Annotated in this window: 13 protein-coding genes; 6 read left to right on the forward strand and 7 right to left on the reverse strand. The window is 69.9% G+C overall.

The genetic code is table 11. The annotated features are described in order from the left end of the window. Window positions 1–17: 17 nt before the first annotated feature. Together DW299_RS15535 and DW299_RS15540 are read right to left on the reverse strand one after the other, a co-directional pair. A complete protein-coding gene (locus DW299_RS15535; RefSeq protein WP_136037105.1) occupies window positions 18–3,635 on the reverse strand; it encodes a fibrinogen-like YCDxxxxGGGW domain-containing protein in 3,618 nt (1,205 codons plus the stop codon). A gap of 237 nt (window positions 3,636–3,872) precedes the next feature. Next, window positions 3,873–4,328, reverse strand: coding sequence for an FAD synthase family protein (locus DW299_RS15540; RefSeq protein WP_136029343.1), 456 nt, complete (start codon window positions 4,326–4,328; stop codon window positions 3,873–3,875). Between the two features lie 167 nt (window positions 4,329–4,495). Between DW299_RS15540 and DW299_RS15545 the strand changes: the two genes are divergently transcribed. From DW299_RS15545 to DW299_RS15555, 3 genes are all read left to right on the forward strand, one after another. Then, a complete protein-coding gene (locus tag DW299_RS15545) occupies window positions 4,496–5,668 on the forward strand; it encodes a glycosyltransferase (RefSeq protein WP_136037106.1) in 1,173 nt (390 codons plus the stop codon). Window positions 5,669–5,723: 55 nt separating this feature from the next. After that, window positions 5,724–7,052 carry a phenylacetate--CoA ligase family protein gene (locus DW299_RS15550; RefSeq protein ID WP_168443160.1) on the forward strand — a complete coding sequence of 443 codons (1,329 nt, stop codon included), beginning with the start codon at window positions 5,724–5,726 and terminating at the stop codon, window positions 7,050–7,052. Between the two features lie 99 nt (window positions 7,053–7,151). Next, window positions 7,152–8,078: a YveK family protein gene (locus DW299_RS15555; RefSeq protein ID WP_136044637.1), complete on the forward strand. Its 927-nt coding sequence runs from the start codon at window positions 7,152–7,154 to the stop codon at window positions 8,076–8,078. A gap of 65 nt (window positions 8,079–8,143) precedes the next feature. Here the strand turns inward: DW299_RS15555 and DW299_RS15560 are convergent, their stop codons facing one another. The 3 genes from DW299_RS15560 to DW299_RS15570 form a co-directional block, all read right to left on the reverse strand. Beyond that, window positions 8,144–9,757, reverse strand: a complete 1,614-nt coding sequence (locus tag DW299_RS15560) for a glycoside hydrolase family 16 protein (protein ID WP_136037109.1) — start codon at window positions 9,755–9,757, stop codon at window positions 8,144–8,146. A gap of 119 nt (window positions 9,758–9,876) precedes the next feature. Beyond that, a complete protein-coding gene (locus DW299_RS15565) occupies window positions 9,877–10,773 on the reverse strand; it encodes a hypothetical protein (RefSeq protein ID WP_206251847.1) in 897 nt (298 codons plus the stop codon). Next, on the reverse strand, window positions 10,770–11,897 hold the full coding sequence (locus DW299_RS15570) for a Gfo/Idh/MocA family protein (RefSeq protein WP_205814420.1): 1,128 nt from the start codon (window positions 11,895–11,897) through the stop codon (window positions 10,770–10,772). Before DW299_RS15570 ends, DW299_RS15565 begins: the two co-directional genes overlap by 4 nt. Window positions 11,898–12,091: 194 nt before the next feature. Here DW299_RS15570 and DW299_RS15575 point away from each other — a divergent pair, with 194 nt between their 5' ends. The 3 genes from DW299_RS15575 to DW299_RS15585 are packed head-to-tail and all read left to right on the forward strand — an operon-like array spanning window position 12,092 to window position 14,020. Then, window positions 12,092–13,003, forward strand: coding sequence for a glycosyltransferase family 2 protein (locus DW299_RS15575; protein ID WP_168387168.1), 912 nt, complete (start codon window positions 12,092–12,094; stop codon window positions 13,001–13,003). A gap of 4 nt (window positions 13,004–13,007) precedes the next feature. Beyond that, a complete protein-coding gene (locus tag DW299_RS15580) occupies window positions 13,008–13,457 on the forward strand; it encodes a glycosyltransferase family 28 protein (protein ID WP_136029358.1) in 450 nt (149 codons plus the stop codon). Further along, window positions 13,454–14,020 (forward strand): glycosyltransferase, encoded by a 567-nt coding sequence (locus DW299_RS15585; protein ID WP_136037110.1) that lies wholly within the window; start codon window positions 13,454–13,456, stop codon window positions 14,018–14,020. Before DW299_RS15580 ends, DW299_RS15585 begins: the two co-directional genes overlap by 4 nt. Window positions 14,021–14,041: 21 nt before the next feature. Here the strand turns inward: DW299_RS15585 and DW299_RS15590 are convergent, their stop codons facing one another. Beyond that, entirely contained in the window at window positions 14,042–15,553 is a 1,512-nt protein-coding gene (locus DW299_RS15590) for a lipopolysaccharide biosynthesis protein (RefSeq protein ID WP_136037111.1), read from the reverse strand. Continuing rightward, window positions 15,543–16,883: an O-antigen ligase family protein gene (locus DW299_RS15595; protein WP_136029364.1), complete on the reverse strand. Its 1,341-nt coding sequence runs from the start codon at window positions 16,881–16,883 to the stop codon at window positions 15,543–15,545. The genes DW299_RS15590 and DW299_RS15595 overlap by 11 nt, the downstream gene beginning before the upstream one ends. Window positions 16,884–16,897: the final 14 nt, after the last annotated feature.

Raw genomic sequence — 16,897 nt, forward strand, 5'->3', positions numbered from 1 at the left:
CGGGGTGCGGCGTGAGGTCAGCCGCGAGCCATGGTCATGGCGAGGTCGAAGCTCAGATCCGGCGTGGTGCGGTAGTTCGCGTGCACCGAGGCGGCGAGCACGTTCGTGCCCTTCACCAGCAGGCGGGCGGGAACGACGAACGAGACGCGGCGTGCCGAGGCGCCCCGAGCAGCCGCCGACGCCGAGGCGAACGTGTTCTGGCCGATCGCGCCGCCCGGCATGCGCGCCCGGCCGAGCTCGACGCCGTTGAGATACACGACCACGCCGTCGTCGGCGATCACCGTGACCGTGCCGTCTCGCACGGTGGCGGGGTGGGTGACGGTGAACTCGTGGCGGAACTGGGCGCTGATCGGCGAGGGCGACTGATGGCCGGGATCGATGTCGGTCGCGACGCGCGCACCCCGGCCGAGCAGCGCCGCGCCCGTCGCCCAGCCGGAGGCGTCGAAGCCGAGCGTGTTCCATCCGGCGGGGAGGGCGGCGTTCGTGTACCGCCATGACCACGCGGAACCGTTCGCGATCGCGATGGGCGCGTCCGCCGTGGTGCTGGCCTGAAGGGTCGCCGCGGTCGAGGCCTGTCCGTCGGCCGCGACAGCGACCACGGTGTAGCGGTGTCCCGCCGAGGCGGCGAGGTCTCCGTCGGAGAACGCGACGGTCGGCGCGGCGACGATGCCCACCTGCTTCCCGTCACGGCGGATGACGTACGACGCCGGGGCCGTGCCCCCGGCCGGGGCGCGCCACGTGAGGGCGATCGTGTCGGCGGTGCTCGTCGCGGACAGGCCGGTGACGGGCTGCGGTGGGGCAGCGCGCTCGCCGATGAGGGCCAGGTCGAATCCGAGGGCGGGCCGTGCACGGTCGGCGGTGTGCACCGAGACGGCGAGCACGTTCGTGCCCTCGCTCAGGGCGTCCGCGGGGATCGGGATCACGACCCTTCCCCCGGCCGCCTCGGGCGGTGAGACGGCCTGCGTCGCGAGTGTGTCCGCGGTGACCTGTCCGTCCGGCATGCGGATGCGTCCGAGTTCGGTGCCGTTGAGTGTGAGCACGGCGCCGTCGTCGGCGATCACGGAGACGCGTGCGTTCGTGACGGTGGCAGCGTTCTGCACCTCGAACGACTTGCGGAACTGCGCGCTCAGCGGTCGCCCGCCCCCACGGCTGAGCGTGGTGGCTGCACCCCGCACCCCGGCGCCGAACAGTCCGGACCCGGTGTGCCAGGAGGAGTCGTCGAAGCCCGGCGTCGTCCAGTCGGAGGGAGGGGCGGTCGCCGAGGAGCGCCACGCCCAGGTGTCGCGGTCGCCGATGAACGTGAGGTCGGCCGGGGAGGGGGGCTGCACGACGAAGGCCGCGGTGCCCGCCGATCGGTTGCCCGCGGTGTCACGCGCTCTGACCTGGTACGCGGTGGGGTCGGCGGTGATCGGCACGGTGTAGGTCGATGCCGTGGTGGTGGCGACCACACGGTCCCCGCGCAGCACCTCGTAGACGACGTCCGTGGTGTCGGTCGACGCGCCCCAGGTGAGCACGGCCTGCTCGCCGCCCGCGACCGGGGTGGAGGTGATCGGCCCCGGTGTGGTGGGCGGCGTGCTGTCCCCCGGGGCGAACCGGGCGAAGCCACCCGACCACTGCGTCGATCCGCCGGCGCGGACCGAGCGGTCGAGGTCACCGCCGACCCACAGCGCTCCCGCGCTGTCGACGAAGCTGCGCTGCACGCCGAGGTGACCCGCGAAGCCGAGCCGCGGCGCCCAGTCGGGGAGGAAGACGCCGGTGGCCCCATCCCAGGCGCCCAGGCCGTCGAGGCGATCGACCTGGAGCGCCCTCGCCCGCATCTTGCGTGTCTTCCGCTTCAGCGTCTCACCCTGGTACTGGTAGGTGTAGCGCCCGCACGCGCAGCCGCCGATCACCACCGTTCCGGCGGCGAGGATGCTCCGGATGTCGGAGCCGCCCGAGGCCGTCGACCCGGTGAGCACGCGAAAGGTGGCGTGGTCGTATGCGGCGATCGAGCGGCGCGTGGAGCCGAGGTAGACGCGCCCGCCCGTCTCCACCACGGCGCGTGCAGGGACTCCGGTCGCGCTGAACGCCGGTGCCCATAGGGGAGACACCGGAGCGGCACCCGGCGCGGTCGTCAGTGCAGCCGCGCTCCGGGTCGGGGTGGTGCGCGTCGCCGTGAAGTACCCGGCGACGTACGCGCGGTCGCCGAGGTCGGACGCGTCGACCGCCAGCGCGGTGCCGTTCAGATCGGGGTTCCACTCCGGGTCGGGGAGGCCGGTGGCGAGGTCGATCCGTCCGCCGTTGTGCGCGGGCGTCGCGGCGTCGGCGTCCGCGGCGGACAGGTGGGTGAACGACCCTGCGAGGTAGAGCTCGTCGCCGTGCACGTCGAGGCCGAGCACCGCCGGTGTGCGCGCGGTCTCGCGCTGCTCCACCGTCACCTGGGGGCCGGCCAGGCGGCCGGTGCTCGGGTCGAGCAGGGCGAGCCCCGGTTGCGGCGCGCCGTCGACGGTCGTGAACCGGCCGCCGATCGCCAGGCGACCGTCGGGCAGGGTGGTCATGGCGGTCACCTCGCCGTCCAGGTCCGGTCGGAATCGCGGGAGCCATTCGCCCGTCGTCACATCGAAGGCCGCGAGGTACGGCTGCTCCGCACGACCGATCCCCGACTCGGTGCGCTGCACGTACCGGAAGTCGCCGCCGACGAACACGCTCGCGCCCGCCTGCCCGAAGGCGCGCACGGCGGCACTCCGGTCCTCGTCCTCCGCCGACTGGGCCACACCCCACTGCGTCTTCATCGCGGTGCTGCGGGGGAGGGCGCGCACGGCTGCGGCGGGCGTGCCGGTGACGGGTGCCGTCGGGAACGAGAGATCGGACAGCCGGAGCTTCGGGCGGACGAAGACCTGCGCGAACGGGATCGCGTAGCCCTCGCCCGCCGGAGCCCACAGGTACGACGAGCTGTCGCCGGTTCCGGTCACCGTGCGGCCGTACGCCCACCCCGCCTTCTTCTTGTGCGTCGAGCGGCGGACGAACGACGAGACATGCCACCCGTCACCCTCCCCGAAGGTCCGGGTGCTCCCACCGGTGCCGCTCGTGCCGTCGAACACCCAGTCGCGCACGGGGTTGGCGCCGCCCAGCGCCCAGGTCCAGCGGTCGCGCTGCTGGATGCGGAAGCGCACCTCCTGACCGTAGGTCCCGTCGATCGAGGAGGCGCGGTGCACCCGCACGCCGTCTGCGAGCTTGTCGACCCGGCCCCCGTCGAGGAGGCCGTCCACGGTCTTCGCCGGAAGCTGGATCGGGGTGAAGGCGCCGGGGCCGTCCGGCGTCTCGGCGAGCTGCGTCGGTGCGCCCTGCCCGGCGTAGTCCTCGCTCCACCCCTCGCGGCCACGCCCGATCATCACCCATCCGCCGCCGTACTCCTCCTGAGCGCAGTAGAACTGCTGCGGAGCGACGAGCGTCGGCGTGACCAGCCAGTAGACGCCGTCGTCCGAATCGGGGTCGTTCTGCTTGATCTCCCAGCACGATGCGGCGGCGGTCTCGGCGGTGCGTCCGTCGGGAGCTGCGCTCCCGGTCCCGGCGGCGCGCGCGGAGGGCGCCGACAGGGGTGCGAGCAGAGAGCCGACCAGCGTGGCCGCGGCGGCCAGCGCCACCAGCGTGCGCACAGATCTGTTCCCCCACCGAATCGCGTCGGTTCGCATCGTGTCCTTCCGGAGTGATCCGCGGCGGAGCGCGGGCTCGGCGTCGCTCCCGGTGGGGGTCCCGGGTCGGACGGCGCCTAGGTCGCTGCGTCCGAGCATGCCGCCGGCACGCTCGGAGTCCTGCGCACTCCTCGGTTCATGGCACGAGTGGCGCGCTTCGGGGGCGGACGCCGGTGTCCGCCCCCGAAGGGTCGCGTCGCGTCAGCGCGTGGACGCCGTAGCGGCGCCGGCCGCGTTGGCGGTGATGGCGTCGAGCGCACGACGGAGCGCGGAGCTCGACGTGTGCGCGGTGTACGGGAAGTAGACGACCTCGACGCCGACCTCGGCGAACTCGCGCTCGAGGCGCAGGCCCTTGTCGGTGCCTCGCCAGTCGTCGCCCTTGAAGAAGTGCGTGAACTGCACGTCTCTCCAGGAGTCCATCTTCGAGGGCGTGGTCTCGATGTAGACGTCGTCCACGAACGAGATGTGCTTGACGATCTCTGCGCGCTCGGCGGTCGGGATGACCGGCTCGATGCCCTTGACCTGCCGCAGCATCTCGTCGCTCACGACGCCCGCGATCAGGATGTCGCAGTGCTGCTTGGCATGCCGGAGCAGATTCAGATGCCCCACATGGAAAAGGTCGAATGCTCCGACGGCATAGCCGATACGCGTCCCCATGATCTCCCCAGATCACTAAATCCCCAGTTAAGCGGATCCCCACCCACTTAATGCGACTCCCACAGCCGCGCTGCCAGAGTCTATCAGACGCGGGTTTCCCCGCCCATAGGTCGGCGTGAAACGATGGAGCGCGCAGGCGCGGTGCCTGCCGAGCGAAGGGGACTCGAGTGGGGCCAGCCGTCACGGTCATCGTGCCGACGTTCAACGAGCGCGACAACGTCGCCGAGCTCGTGGCGCGCACGGCGGCGGCGCTTGCCGGGCGGCAGGCGGAGATCCTGTTCGTGGACGACAGCTCGGACGACACCGTCGCAGAGGTCGAACGCGTGGCCGTCGACGCGCCGCTCCCGGTGCGGGTGATCCATCGCGCCGAGAACACCGGCGGGCTTGGCGGTGCCGTCGTGCTCGGGTTGCACGCCGCAGCCGCTGACCTCTGCATCGTGATGGATGGCGACCTCCAGCACCCGCCCGAGCTGCTGCCCGCGCTCCTCGACCGGCACGCCGAGGGCGGGGCGGACGTGGTCGCGGCATCGCGCTACATCGGCGGCGGCGACACCAGCGGCCTCGGCACGGCGCTGCGCTTCGGGGTGTCCCGCGCGGCCACGTGGCTGACCAGGGCCATGTTCCCCATCCGGCTGGCCCGCAGCACCGACCCCATGACGGGCTTCTTCCTCGTGGACCGGTCGCGCCTCGACCTCGACGGCTTGAAGCCGCAGGGGTTCAAGATCCTGCTGGAGATCCTGGCGCGCAACGACCTGCGCATCGCCGAAGTGCCGATGGAGTTCGCCGAGCGGCGGCACGGGACGTCGAAGGCGAGTATCCGCCAGGGCGCCACGTTCATCGCCCATCTCGCTCGGCTGCGCTTCGGGAAGATGTCGCTCTTCGCGCTGATCGGCGTCATCGGGGCCGTGGCGAACCTCGGCATCATGTGGGCGCTGACGGCCGCGGGCGTGCCGTACGTCTGGGCGGCGATCATCGGCGCCGAGGTCACCATCATCGGCAACTTCCTCTTGCAGGAGCGCTTCGTGTTCGCCGACATGCGCACGGACGCCCGAGCGCTCGGCATCCGCTTCGCGAGCTCCTTCGCGTTCAACAACGTCGAGGCGGCGCTGCGCATCCCCGTCATGGCGCTCATGGTCGAGACCTGGCACATCTCCAGCGTGCTGGCCACGGCCCTGTCGCTGATCGTGGCGTTCTTCGCGCGCTTCCTCTTCCATTCGCTCGTCGTGTACGCGCCGCAGCGTCGCCGTCGTGGCGAGAGCGCGGAGCCCGAGACCGACACCGCGGCGCAGCGCGTGATCCGCGCGATCGACGTCGAGGTGATGAAACCGGGCGAGCTCTGAGGCCGGCGCTCTACCATGGACCTGACCGGCAGGGGGCCGGGCTGCTGGGGGAGTGGTGAAAAGAGCGATCTTCGACGCCAAGACGCGTCTGCTGATGCGGAACGACCGACGCGCCTTCGAGGTGATGGTCCGCAATGAACGTCTGGGGGGCGCGGCCTTCGAGGAGCTGTCGCGGGGCGCGGCGACCCGCATCGCGCTGCACGCGTTCGACTCGTCGCCGTTCTATCGCGAGCTGTACGCGGGGGCGGGGTTCGGTCGGGAGGACGTCGCGGAAGCGGGCAACTTCTCCGCGCTGCCGGTGGTGACCAAGGCCGCGCTGCGCGATGCGGGGGATGCCGTGCTCTCCACGACGGTGCCCTCCTCGCGCGCGCTGGTGTCGCAGACGGGTGGCAGCACCGGGTCGCCGTTGCGGGTGCGCAACGACCAGGCCGCCCCGACCGCGGCGATGTGGTGGCGGATCTACCGCTGGTGGGGCGTGCATCCCGCGGACGACATGGCCTTCATCTATCGACGCCTCCGGCAGGGCAGGGAGGCGCTGGTGTACGCCGCGCAGTGGTGGCCGAGTCGCCACCTGCACCTCGATGCGCGGGCGATCACGGACGACGCGATCGAGACGTTCGTCCGCGACTGGCAGCGGGTGCGTCCGCGGCTGCTCGTCGCCTATGTCGAGGGCGCGACGGCCGTCGCGACGCACCTGGCGCGGACGGGGCGCACGCTGCCCACGTCGGCCGTCTCCGTCACGGCGGCGATGCTGCAGCCGGGGCAGCGCGCCCTGCTCGAGTCGGTGTTCCGTGCTCCCGTGTTCGACACCTACCGCTCGGCGGAGATCCCCTGGATCGCGGCCGAGTGCGAGCAGCACGAGGGACTCCACGTCGCGGGCGATCAGCGCCTGGTGGAGATCGTCGACGACGCGGGGCGTGCGGTGGATGCGGGGACCGAGGGCTCGGTCGTCGTCACGGACTTCAGCAACGAGGTGTTCCCGCTCGTGCGGTACGAGATGGGGGACCGATCACGGCGACTCGACGGCGCGTGCGCGTGCGGGCGGGTCTTCCCCCGGATCGCCCCCGTGCAGGGACGACTGGCCGATGTGGTGCGAACCCCGTCGGGGCGCCGCATCACGGGAGGCCTGAGCGGGCTGTTCCTCGGCGACCCCGGAGCCATCCGGCAGATGCAGGTCGTGCAGGCGGCGGACTACGCGGTCACGATCCGCTACGTCCCGACGACGCCGGGAGGGGCGCGCGATGCCGCCGCGACAGCGGTGCGTGCCCTGCGCACGCTGCTCGATGATGACGCCGTCGCGGTGTCGGCGATGGAGGTCGAGAGCATCGAGAGCCAGGGCGGCAAGGCTCGGCTCGTGATCTCGCACGCTCCCGACGCCCCCTGAGGCGCGTAACGCTCACGGCTCCTGAACAGGACCGAGTACTAGACTTACGCCGTTCTGCGCCCGACGACGTGTCGGGCGCCGCATTGGGGGAGTGCACAAGTGGCAACACACTGGACATTGGAAGACCTCTATCGAGGGGTCATGCAGTCGTGGATGGTCCTGGTGGGGACGATCGTCGCGTTCGCGTTGGTCGGTTTCGGGATCTTCCTGATCTATCCGCAGAAGTACACGGCGGAAGCGCAGCACACGGTCGAGCCGATCAGCGTGCTCTCGACCGGATCGAGCTTCAACACGGTGAACATGGAGACCGAGAAGGTCGTGGCGACCTCGACGGCCGTGCTCAAGCGCGCCGTGGAAGACCTCGACGACACGTCGATCGAGGCGCTGCGCAACAACACCGTGATCGACGTGCCGCGGAACTCGCAGGTGCTGAGCTTCCAGGTGACCGCGAACACGCCGCAGGAGGCGGCCGACCGGGCGAACGCGCTCGCTGAGGCGTACGGTGCTCAGCGCACCGACAACGCGCGTGCCGTCGTCGAGCAGACCACGGCGGAGTTGGGGGACTCCATCGCGCAGCTGCAGGCCGTCGTCGACTCGCAGCCCATCGACAGCAGCGAGCGGGCTGCCACGCAGCTCCAGCTGCAGGGTCTGCTCGACCAGCAGGCGCGGATCACCGCGACGCCGTTCTACTCGGGCACGCTCGTGACGCCGGCCGATCCGCCGCAGAAGTCGAACCGGCCCTCGGTGCTGGTCTTCATCGCCGCGGGTCTCTTCCTCGGCATCCTCGTCGGCGCCATCGCTGCGCTCATCGTGTCGCGCGTGCGCAACGGACCGGGCGCCAGCTACAAGCGCAGTGTCGCTGACGAGGTCGACGCCGACGATGCCGACGACACCGAAGAGGTGCCGGAGCACGACGACGTCGCCCTCGATGAGGACGACCGGCTGCTGGAGCCGGAAGACGCGGGGCTGCCGGTCTCGCGTCCGATCGGAGCTCCGAAACGCGGGCACACGACCTCGCGGCGCTGAAACGCCACCAGAAGACGAAGAGGGCACCGGGTCATGACGACCCGGTGCCCTCTTCGCTTGTCCCGTCAGCCGGCGTAGCTCCAGACCCGCACGTAGTCGACCTGGAAGTCGAGGTTCTGGGTCGCCGCCTTGTCGGCCGGGTTGGGGAGGCCCCAGTAGGTCGTCGACGGACCCACGTGGAGGTTCAACCGCATGTGCAGCGGTGAGCCGAAGTAGTTCGGGTTCCACAGGTTCGGGTGGGTCGCGGGGGTCGCGCGCAGCAGCTGCTTCCCGTCGACGATCACGGCCGCGTACGTCGGCGTGAACTCGAACGCGTACGTGTGGAAGTCCTTCCACACCGGTGTCGCGGCGCCGTAGTCGGCGTGATGCCAGATGTAGCGCTGGTTGGCCGAGGGCGTCGAGGTGTGCGTGTGGACCGTCGTCGTGGCGGTGTCGATCCGCTGGTCGCGGACCGCGGCGTCGTCGTAGCCCCACGCCTCCATGATGTCGATCTCTCCGGACTGGTTGTTGCGCAGCCAGAAGGCGGCCAGCGAACCGAACGTGTTCGGGCCGCTCGGCGTCTTGGCGCGGATCTCCCACCGACCGTACTGCTGGCTCATGCTGACGTCATCCGACTGGAGGCGGCGCTGGTCCAGGTATCCGGTGTTGTGCCAGAGCTCGCGGGGGCCGCTCTGCGTGGAGGGGCGGATCGCGGGGGTGGTCCGCCAATCGGCGCGGATGTGGAGGACGCCGCTCCCGTCCACCGACACCTGGTCGCGGGAGGGGACGGCCGCGTCGAAGAGGAGGCCGAGGTCGTCCTGGCCGCGGACGTTCCACTTCGCGGGGTCGACCGCGGGGCTGCCGGAGGAGTCGCGGTAGGTGAACTCGTCACGCCAGGTGGGGGCGCCCCAGCCCGGGACACTGCCGTCCGATGCGGGAGGCGTCGTCGGCTTCTGCGGCTGCGCCGGCGGGGTGGTCGGCTTCGGCGTCGGGCTCGGTGTTGTCGTGGGCTTCGGCGTGGGAGTCGGCGTCGGAGTCGGCGTGGGCTTCGGCGGCGGTGTCACGGCCGGCTTGTCCTCGCGCACGAGGTGGGCGTCGAAGCTGATGTTGTGGGTCTCTCGCCAGTTGGAGAGCACCTGCACGGCGATGGTGTTGGTGCCGGTGCGGAACAGTCGGCTCGGGATGGAGAACGAGACCGGGTTCTTGCGGGCGGCGGTGGACGACGGAGCGGCGGTCGCGTAGCTCTTGTCGGTGATGCGCCCGGTGGGGGCGTTCTTGCGGCCGATCTCGACGCCGTTGATCCAGATGACGATGCCGTCGTCGGCCCACGTGTTCACCCACGCCCATTCCGGCATATCGGAAGTGAGCGTGAAGGTCTTGGTGGCGTACGTGGCGATCGGCTGCTGACCCGACGTGCGGGGGATGAGCGTGCCGATGGTGCCGACACCGGTGCCGGCACCGAGCGGTGCCGTGCCCGTCTTCCAGGTGTTGGCGGCCGTCTGCCACCCGGCAGGCGGAGGTGTCGCGGCCCGGTAGTAGGACCACCCCGCGGAGCCGCGGGGGATCACCGAGGTGATCGTGGTGTCAGCGGCCACGGCGGGCCCGCTGGCGACGACGGATGCCCCGACGACCGCGAGCGCGGCGACGAAGGCGAAGAGGATGCGATGGATGGGGGTTCGGGTGTGTGTCTTCAGTTTCATCTCGAGGGGGAGCGAAACGGTGCTGTGCAAACCGGTCGCTCGCACAGCACCGTCCGGGTTGCGGATGCGGGCCGAGCATTCCCCCTCGATGCATCCTGTGGACGGGTGTTGTCCGCCTACTATACGGCGTCGCTCCCCCAAAGCTCCCTGACAATTCCCGTGGTGCTCTCGATCGACGACCGCGACGACGCGCCGAACACGATCGACTCGACGTTCGCGTGGTCGTGGATCCACTCCAGGGCGCGCCGCGGCGGGATGGCCCCGGACGCGAACACCGACATGGCCACGGGGCGGAACGGGCGCTCACGCAGAGCCTGCTCGTACGCCTCGATGCCGCCGGACATCCGGAAGCCGATCTCGTTGATGTTCGCGCACACGATCGGGTTCTTCACTCCGACGCGGTCGAGCGTGTCGAGCAGCATCGGCAGGTTCATCGTGATGAAGCCGGGCTCCGCGTTGTAGCGCTCGCGCACGTGACGATCGAAGATCGCGAAGGCCTCGTCGAAGCCGAGTCCCAGCATCAGGTCGACCACGACGTTCTGGAGGAAGACCACCGGGGTGTTGAGGCCCTGGAACATCTTCATCTCCGCGTCGACGAGCAGCGTGATGATGCCCTCGATGTCCTTCTTCATGAACGACTTGCCGCCGCGCACCGCCGCGTTGAGCAGACCCTCCTCCGGGAGGAACTGCTTCAGCGCGCCGAGCATGCCGTTGTCGGTCACCGCGTTGGCGTACTTGTGCGCGTACGGCATGCACGGGTAGAAGCGGTAGTCGGCGTACCGCTGCGGGTTCGCGCGCATGTGATCGCAGACCTCGGCGATGCGCTCGTGCGTGGTGCACATGAGGGTGCGGATGCCGTTGTCGAGGGCGATGTCGACCACGTCGATGATCGCCTGGGTGTCCTGGAAGCGGATGGCCTGCGCCCGCGCCTTCTCCTCCGACATGTGGTTGATGCCGAAGAACTGGTTGTCGCCCAGCAGCAGCCGATCCATGGTCGTCGTCGTCATCTCGCTCATGCCTTCCTCCCGCGTCCGAACAGTCCGCGTTTCGCCGCGGGTGCCGCGGCGACCACGGCAGGTGCCGGTGCGGACTCCGCAGCGGCAGCGGAATCCTGCAGGATCCACTCGATGACGCGGTCCGTCTCGGCCGCTCCGGCGAAGCCGTTCTCCCGCGCCTCCGTCTCGCCCGCCGCGATGGCATCGACGAACGATGCCAGCTGCGCGCTGTACTCCTCGCCCCGGAGGTAGAAGGCGACCTGCTCGGTGAGGTCGGTCGTGTAGGAGATGTTCCACCCCGCACGATAGCCCGCCGGGATCGTCGCCCCCTCGCGGAGGTAGACGCGCAACTCCTGGCGGTCGGCGATGATGCGGCCCTGCGAGCCGGAGATCGTGACCGAGGTCGACATCTTCCGGAAGGACTCGTCGGACCAGTTGACCGAGAGCTGAACGCTCAGGCCGTCGGGGTAGTCGAGCGTGGAGTAGACCTCGTCGTCGATGTCGGCGGAGAAGATGCTGTTCAGCACCGATCCGCGGACGCGCTCCGGCGTGCCCAGGTACCAGTTGACGAGGTTGAGCGGGTGTGCCGCGTAGTCGTAGACGCATCCGCCTCCCGTCGACCGCTTGGTGCGCCAGGTCGAGCCCTTCGGCTTGAGCACGACGGGCCCGTAGGCCTCGGCCAGGACGTGCGTCACACGACCGAGCGCTCCGGCGTCGAGCAGGCGCTTGACCTCCTGGAACGTCGCGATGAAGCGGTTGTGGAAGCCCACCTGTGCGATGAGCCCCCGCTCGGCGGCCAGCGCGGCGAGCTCGAGCGATTCGGCCGCGCTCAGCGTGAGCGGCTTCTCGCAGAAGACGTGCACACCGCGCTCGAGCGCGCTGCGGACGAGTGCAGCGTGCGAGGCGTTCGGCGTGGCGATGATCACCGCCTCCGGTGCCGCGTCGTCGAGCATCTTGTCGAGCGTCGAGTACGTCGGCGCCCCCGTGTACTTGTTCAGCACGTCGAGCAGGTAGTCCGTGGCGTCGACGACGCCCACCAGCTCCACGTTGTGCAGAGCCCGGACGATGGACAGATGGGAGAGCCCCATCTTCCCCACGCCGACGACTCCGACCCGAACACGTCGTGTGTCAGTGTTTTCTGGCACGACGAAATCCCCTTCCCCAGTTGGTTTCCCCTTCAGAAGCGCCTCTCCCCGTAGAGACGCCAGCCGCTATACTAACCCGAAGTCCGCGCTGATGGCAGTGCGAACTTCGCGCCGGGATGGGGCCCGGTGCATCTCAGGGGATTCCGACGCACGCCGACGGCGTGGGTCGGACGCGTCACACAAGGGGAGTGACCATGCAGTTGGATGTTTCTGTCGTCCTGCCGACACACAACCGACCGGAGCTGATGAAGCTCGGCGTCGAGAGCGTGCTCGCGCAGAAGACCTCGGCCACGGGAGAGGTCGTCATCGTGTTCGACGCCTGCCCGATCGAGGTGCCGGACGTCGAAGTGCCGGAGGGGTGGACGGTGCGCGGCATCTCGAACACCCGCACCCGCGGACTCGCCGGCGCGCGCAACTCGGGGATCCTGGCCGCGGAGGGGCGGCTGGTGGCCTTCCTCGACGACGACGACGAGTGGCTCCCCGGCAAGCTCGCCGCGCAGCTGCGCCGCTTCGAGGAGAAGCCGGAGGCGATCATCGTCGGCACCGCCATGGTCGTCGACGACGGCACCAACCGCATCGTCCGCCGTGTGCCATCCGATGACCTCACTCACGAGGACTTCCTGCGCAACCGCAACCCCGGCCTGCACTCGTCGAGCCTGATGTTCCGGCGCGAGGTGCTCCTGGGCGAGCTCGGACTGATCGACGAGGAGCTTCCGCGCAGCTACGGCGAGGACTACGACATCCTGTTGCGCGGTTCCTCCCTCGGGCTCGTGACCGTGGTGAACGAGCCGCTGGTGCGCGTGCTGTGGACGGGGCAGTCGTACTACTTCGGGAAGTGGGCCGCGTACGCCGAGGCCCTGCAGTACCTCCTGCGCAAGCACCCCGACTTCGCGACCATCCCCGCGGCCCTCGGTCGCATCGAGGCCCAGGTCGCGTTCTCCCTGGCCTCGGCCGGGCAGGGCAAGGAGGCCCGCTCGTGGGCCTGGCGCGCGCTCCGCCACAACCCGAAGCAGGTCAAGGCGGCGCTCGCGATCGCCATCTCGTGGAAGCTCGTGACCCCGCAGGCGATCACGAAGGTCGTCCAGAAGCTCGGCCGGGGGATCTGACGCCATGAAGATCCTCATCGCCTGTTCCTCCGGCGGACATCTGACCCAGGCGCTGGCGCTGCGGGACTGGTGGGGCGAGCACGAGCGGTGCTGGGCCACGTTCCCGGTGGAGGATGCGCGCTCGCGCCTCGCCGACGAGAAGGTGTACGAGATCCACTACCCGACCGTGCGGAACGTGCCGAATCTGCTGCGCAACTTCGGTCTCGCCCGACGCGTGCTGGCCGAGGAGCGGCCCGACATCGTGTTCTCGACCGGCGCGGCCATCGCCCTGCCGTTCTTCACCCAGGCGCGGTTCTTCGGGGCGCGGACGGTGTACCTGGAGCCCGTCGATCGCATCACCTCACCCGGCCTCAGCGGGCGACTCGTCTACCCGTTCGCGGACGAGTTCCTCGTGCAGTGGGAGCGGATGCGCCGGTTCTACCCCGGGTCGCGCAACGTGGGGGTCGTGCTGTGAGCGCACCGCTGGTCGTCGTCTCCGCCGGCACGTACCACCTGCCCTTCGACCGGCTCTCGCAGTGGGTGGAGGAGTGGCTGCACCGGAACCCCGGCGTGCGCCTCGTGATGCAGCACGGCCCGTCCGCTCCGGTCGACGGCGCCGAGAACGTCGAGATCCTGCCCTACACCGAACTCCTGACGCTGTGCCGGGAGGCCGACGCGGTCGTGCTCCAGGGCGGCGCCGGCGGCGTGATGGACATGCGTGCCCTCGGCATCGTGCCGATCGTCGTGCCGCGCGTGCCCGGAGACGGCGAGGTGGTCGACGATCACCAGCTCGTGTTCAGCGCGGAGATGGCCGAGCTCGGGATCATCCGGCGCGCCCTGTCCTCCGCTGAACTCGCCGCCCAGCTCGACCGCGCGCTCTCCGGCAGCGCGGAAGCCCCCGGGACGATCGCCACGCCGGGGGCGGACACCGTGCGCGCCCTGCTCGAGCAGCCGGTCCGCCGCGCGCCGTGGTTCGCTTTCGTCCCGCGCCTGTTCCGCAGCGGGGCTGCGATCATCGCGACCAAGCTGCGGCGCTGACGCTCGGGCGCCGGACTCCCGTCAGGCCCAGCGGCCGAGGAACGGGATCCGGCGCCACAGCGTCTCGATGTGCAGGGCGTGCCGGAACAGCCACAGCACGGCGGCGTAAACCGCGCACAGCACGACACCGGCCACCAGCAGCACGAGCAGACTCGACCCCGCGAACCACGTGAACAGGAGTCCGCCCCCGCCGAAGATCAAGACGGGCGGCAGCATCGGCACGAGCAGCTTCGAGGGCTGCAGGTCCACATGCATCAGGCGGTGCACCTGCACGGCGGCGATGAGGTTGTCGGCCAGCATCACGATGACCCAGGTGATCGCGGCACCCCAGACCCCCAGGAGCGGCACGAGGGCGAGGTTGCCTCCGATGCTCACAGCCAGCGCGATCGCCTTGTTGTACATCTGCCACGTGCTCTTCCCGCCCTGCAGGAGGATGCTCTGCAGCATGCCGCACGCGGTCTGGAACATCATCGCCAGAGCCAGCAGCACCATGGGACCCCAGCCGGAGCGGAACTCCGAGCCGAAGATACCGAGGACCGCGGGGCCCATCGAGATGAGCAGCATGTAGAACGGCCAGTTCATCAGGATCATCGCCCGCACGACCTTGGTGTGCAGTCGTGTGGACTCGGCGTAGTTCTCGCGGGCGAGGAGAGCGGAGATCGTGGGCGACACCGCCACGCGCATCGCCTTGTCGACCACGCCACCCGCGCGCACGGCACGGGTGATGACCGCGTACACGCCCGCGGCGGAGGGCGAGGCGAGGGCGGCGATGATGAGCACGTCCGACCACTCGAGCGCGGTCTCCAGGCCGGAGCTCACCGTGCGCGGGGCGTTGAACCGCCAGAACTCACCCATCGTGGGTCGTGTGCCCGGCGTGCTCTCCCGGCGACGGCGGAAGTCGCGCACGAACGGCGCGGCGATCACCACGAGCGTTACGACCAGCCAGAATGGCTGCGGCAGCAGCCACGCCTCGAACGCACCCCACGCGCTGACCCCGGCGACCGAGACCGCGAGCAGCACGGTCAGCAGTCGGCTGGCCGGGAGCAGGATGCTCTGCAGCAGCGTGAAGGCAGTGACGCCCCGAAGCATGCGCGCCGCGATCTGCAGGACGCCGATCAGAGCACCCACCACCACGTACGGCACCATCGCGCGCATCAGGTCGGCCAGAGCGGCCGAGTCGCTCGGGGTCGCCAGCCAGTCTCCGAGCGCGTCGGCCAGCAGCCAGACCGCGAGCGATACGAGCCCGGAGACCACCGCGACCGGTCCGAGCGCGAACATCACGATGCGCCACTCCGCCCCGGCGCGGTGGAAGGCGCGCTGCTCGGCGATGAAGCGGACGATGCCGCTGTTGGTCCCGAGCCGGAGCACCTGGGTGAGGATCGTGAAGATCCCCATGGCCTGGAAGAACAGACCGGTCCCGTCGGCACCGAGGGTGTTACCGACGATCGCGGTGAGCAGCAGGGCGGCGAGGGCGGCGAAAGCGGAGCCGAACAGGCTGATCAGACCACTCTTCGCCAGCCCCTCACTCTTCATTCGCCGCCTTCGCGAACGGCGTCGGCTGTGGTGTCCAGTACGAGGACTTGCCGAGATACTTCTCCCGCAGCAGCACCGCGAGGGCGATGCCGACGAACACCAGCTGCCTGTCCAGGCCGTAGAAGATCGACAGGCCGACCGCCACGACCACACTGGCGTGGATCCACACCGCCGACAGGTTCGGCGCGTCGAACGTGCGCACCGCGCCCATCACGATCATCCCGAGGAACAGGACGAGGCCGACCAGCCCGAAGCAGAACATGGCGTTCCAGATCGCGCCCTGCGTGCCGACGTAGATCTCGCTCCATGTGCTCGGTCGTGGAGCCCCCCACCCGATGACCGGCGATTGCAGTGTCCGCTCCCAGGTCTCGGCGTAGAGATTGCCGCGCCCCTCGGTCGTGTCGACCGTCTCCTGGCGCGCCACGATCCCGTCGAGGAACCCGGAGAGGAAGAGGATGACGGCCGCGGCGATGCCCAGCACGGTGACCCAGAAGAAGGCGAGGAAGCGTCCGCGGATCAGCAGGCAGAACAGGACGTAGACGATCGCGCCCGCGATGCCGAGGAACAGGCCGCGGTTCGTGGTCGCGATCGCCGGCGGGATCGCCGCGACGAGGGCGATCACCAGGAACCACATGGCGCGCGCGGTGCGGTGGCCGATCGCCGTGCCGATCGCGATGGGGGTGAGCACCGCCATCGCCGCTCCCCAGCCGTTCGTGTACGAGAACGGTGCCGACGGGCGGACGAACGGCTCGGCAGCTCCCCACGGCGTCTGGATCTCGGCGAGGGTCGGGAACACGAGCTCCGACACGTAGTCGTTGCTCGAGATCGCGTCCGGCAGCAGCCGACCGATCGTCATGGTCAGCTGCACCTCGGGGAACAGCATCCCCAGGTAGCCGCCCACGATGACGAACAGCCAGATGAAGGTCAGCCCGTTGAAGATGCGCTTGGGCGTGAGCGAGCTGCGCGCGTTGACGATGTAAACCATGATGATCGCCAGCGCGAGGAACTGGCTGATGCGTACGCCGAGGCCGACGCCGCGACCGAGCTGATCGATCATGAGCGCCGACGGGATCATCCACAGCACGAACCCGATCCACGGCAGGATGCCGGGGACGATGAGGATGCGCCGCCGCATGATCAGCAGCGCCACCATGGGCACCGCCATGATCACCGAGGCGAAGGGCAGCATCCCGAGGAGCCAGAACAGCGGGTAGCCCCACAGCACGGTCAGCACCGGCCAGGCGGGCAGCGATCTCGGCTCGACCTCCAGGCTGGGGTCTTGACCGGTCGCTGCGATCAGCGAACGGCTCGGTGAAGAGATGAGTGCCATGCGGATGCGTCCAG

Source organism: Microbacterium sp. K35, from assembly GCF_004794375.1.
Classification (GTDB): domain Bacteria; phylum Actinomycetota; class Actinomycetes; order Actinomycetales; family Microbacteriaceae; genus Microbacterium; species Microbacterium sufflavum.

Coding starts and splice junctions, on each gene's coding strand:
- DW299_RS15540 (WP_136029343.1), bottom strand. CDS start 4,328: ATGGGGACGCGTATCGGCTATGCCGTCGGAGCATTCGACCTTTTCCAT.
- DW299_RS15560 (WP_136037109.1), bottom strand. CDS start 9,757: ATGAAACTGAAGACACACACCCGAACCCCCATCCATCGCATCCTCTTC.
- DW299_RS15565 (WP_206251847.1), bottom strand. CDS start 10,773: ATGAGCGAGATGACGACGACGACCATGGATCGGCTGCTGCTGGGCGAC.
- DW299_RS15575 (WP_168387168.1), top strand. CDS start 12,092: ATGCAGTTGGATGTTTCTGTCGTCCTGCCGACACACAACCGACCGGAG.
- DW299_RS15580 (WP_136029358.1), top strand. CDS start 13,008: ATGAAGATCCTCATCGCCTGTTCCTCCGGCGGACATCTGACCCAGGCG.
- DW299_RS15590 (WP_136037111.1), bottom strand. CDS start 15,553: ATGAAGAGTGAGGGGCTGGCGAAGAGTGGTCTGATCAGCCTGTTCGGC.
- DW299_RS15595 (WP_136029364.1), bottom strand. CDS start 16,883: ATGGCACTCATCTCTTCACCGAGCCGTTCGCTGATCGCAGCGACCGGT.